The sequence below is a fragment of the Mongoliitalea lutea genome (assembly GCF_014652135.1).
Taxonomy (GTDB): Bacteria; Bacteroidota; Bacteroidia; order Cytophagales; family Cyclobacteriaceae; genus Mongoliitalea; species Mongoliitalea lutea.
Genome location: NZ_BMYF01000045.1, coordinates 1 through 3,354 on the forward strand (window position 1 = coordinate 1; position 3,354 = coordinate 3,354).

1 protein-coding gene is annotated in these 3,354 nt (G+C 44.5%); it reads right to left on the minus strand.

The window, feature by feature from the left end; translation table 11 throughout:
• Positions 1-3,354: CLIPPER-2 domain-containing protein (locus IE080_RS19230; RefSeq protein ID WP_189586777.1), on the minus strand; the 3,354-nt coding region annotated here is incomplete at both ends.

The window sequence follows — 3,354 nt, forward strand, 5'->3', positions numbered from 1 at the left end:
CTGCATTCGAAACATTGCCCTGGGTATCGGATACCGTATAAGTTACCGCAGCCGGATTGCCCGTGAAGCCAACCTCTGGGGTGAACGTGATTGCTCCCGTTGCAGTATTCACCGTCCACTCTCCTTCGCCTGCTACTGTCAACGGTGCTCCGGCTGCTGCCGTGCCCGCCAACTGTACTGTCGCAGGTACTACTAAGTCTCCTGTAATATCATTTGCAAGTACAGCTACCGTTACCGGCTGACCTACCGCGTTGCCTAAACTTTCATCAGAAGTAGCTACTGGAGCATAATCAATTGTTATCCTAGCAACATTAGACACCAATCCAGTAGCATCACTTACCACATAAGAAATAGGTGTAGGATCATTCGTAAAGCCCAATTCTGGAGTGAACGTTACATTACCAAATACATCCACACTCCAAACTCCTTGGCCTGTCACAACAAGTGCATCACCAGGATTATCTGTACCCACAAACTGAACCGTACTTACGTCCAGATCATTATTCGCATCAGTATCATTAGCCGTAACATTCAGTGTTACAGGACCAGGCTGATTGGCTAAGCTAAAATCATCATTCGCCACAGGGGCTTTTGATAGATCAATAAATGTAACATCATCATTGTCAACAGCTGTGCCTGATAGGTCTGTAGTATCGACCCCGTTCGGATCTGTACCCGTAGCTGTCGCCTGGTTCGTGATGGAGCCAGCATTGATGTCAGCTAACGTAATCGTATAGGTCGCTGTAAACACAGCTGTCTCTGTTGGTGCCAACGTAGTAGTACCGCTGCTCAACGTAATCGCTGATATTCCTGTCAATGGATCCGTTACTGCTACATTGCTCAAGGTCACGTTACCCGTATTGGTCACCGTGAACGTGTACGTGATAACCTCGCCCTCAAGGCCGGCTCCCGTGCCACCGATCCTCGCTGTCTTCACAACTGCTATACCCGGAGTCTGAGTAACCTCAGTCAATGCTATTCCCTCAATAGGGCCAGGAATCTCAATAGTTGTAACCCTAGCAGTATTGACAAGATCAAGATTAGCGTCTATATCTACCTGAGTAACAGTATAAGTAGCAGGATAGGTCCAAGTCTCTCCCAAGTCCAAAATATTATCAGTATTGATACTTTTAACTGGAAGGCCTAAAGTCCCCTGACCGGCTCCAGGGAATTGGTCTGTAACATCGATATTCGTAAGGATAGCCGAACCAGTATTCTCAACTACTATTTGATAGGTTAATACTTGACCTGCCGCTGTAACAGGATTAGGACCATCAATTTGAGTTTTAGTTATAGATAGAGCGGGAACATCATTATCCAATATAGTACCCGTAGCACTAGCGCTTGGATTAGATGTATCTGAGCTGCTTACCGTGAAAGTAAATGTCTCATCATCTTCATCAATGTCATCATCCACCGTTGGAACCCTAAATAATACGCTAGTAATTCCAGCAGGTATGCTGATCGGTCCACCGATCCATTCTATCCATGTGACACCTCCATCAATACTGTACTCATAAGGAGGAGCAGTATCCACACCAATCACGGCCGTACCACTAATCAATTGTGGTATGATATCAATAGTATTGATACTCGGAGTGCTTAATTGAATATCAAACACCGCAATATCTCCTTCCGTAACTGTCACGTCTCCAACACTGATAATCGGTGGAATCTCTACTGTAACGGTAGAAGAATTGTTTGCCGTATCAGGATCATCCTGATTGCTTACCACAGAAGCAGTATTATCTATCAAGCCTGTAAACCCTGGAGCTACCGTAGCCCTGATTTCTACCGTACACTCACCCCCGGCCACAACCGTCCCGATATTCAACGATCCTGTCCAGGCAACAAAATTTGAAAGACACCTCGAGGCCGTCACATTTATCAAGCTAGATGGTACAATATCGGTAACTGTAACATCGAAGGCATCACTTGGACCGTTATTGAAATAGGTAATTAGGTAGCGAACCTCTCCTCCTGCTACCAAATTAGAGGAAGGAAGAACTTCTTTTCTGACTCCAACATCCGCAATCCGCAATACAGCAGATGAAACAGTAGAGGTATTATTACTTAAATCACCATCAGGTGTTCCCGAAGTTACTGTCGCAGTATTCCCAAGTGCGGCAATAGTAACATTGCTGCGGACAACACCTCTGATCGAAAGTTCAAACGTACTGTTGGCCGCTAAGGTCCCTATTGACAATGATCCTGTCCACGGTTGCCAGCTGGATTCATCACCAGGGGTAACAGTAAACTCAGGGTTAGCAATCGACGAACTTATATTGTCAACAATACTCACAGTGGATGCATTAAAAGTACCACTGTTATTGGTTACCGTAATTGTGTATAGCACCGATTCTCCGGCAGTAACCTCCGCAGGACCATCTTTGACAATGCTAAGATCTGCTTCAACTCCCAATGCCGTCTCAATTGTAACCGTATTGTTCAATGGATTCGGATCAACAGCATCAGATGTCACTGAAGCCGTATTTGGAATAGGATCTACATTTGGATCAGGTGCAGCATCCACAACAATACCGCGGATACGCAGGGTAAAGCTTGCCTGATCTGCTAAATTACCAACGTTGAGGCTTCCAGTCCATGGACTTATCCAGGTTGCACCGTTATCTATCGAATACTCTTGGTCTGAAATTATTGCATTATCGATTGCATCGGTAATAATTACATTCCTTGCAGTACTTGGCCCATCATTGGACACAATAATCCTATAGTCTATAACTCCACCAATAAGTACAGGAGAAATCAACTCTTCTTTGGTAATACTTAAATCCGCTGATTGAACAACCGTAGTTGTCACAGAAGATTCATTATTCGAAAGATCATCATCAAATGTAACTGAACTGTTGATCGTAGCTGTATTGACTAACGTTGTAGCTGTCAGATCAGCGTCCACATCGCCTCTGATAAGAATATTGTTTACGCCCGGACTGACAAGGAAATTGCTCAATAAACGCTCACCGTTCCAAGGATCCCATGAATTACCAAAATTTAAGGAAAACTCCGGATTTGAAATACCCGCAGGTAAATTGTCGGAAATTAAGGCATCTATGGAATTATTCGGACCATTATTTATCACCCTCAAATAATAGTAAATCTTTGTACCTGCTACAATTTCAGAAGGGGAAACAGTAATCAAACTAGATGCTGAAGAACTGACATTTGGAAGTGGTAGATTATCAGAAGCTATCTGGGATTTCTCAATCGAAATATCAGCCCTCAGAGGCTCAGGCGTAACAGTAGAACTGTCGTTGCCCGGTGTAGGATCATCCTCATCGGCCGTGATCTCCGCCGTATTCGCATATGGACCCGTAGCCAGAACCGTAGCTGTAA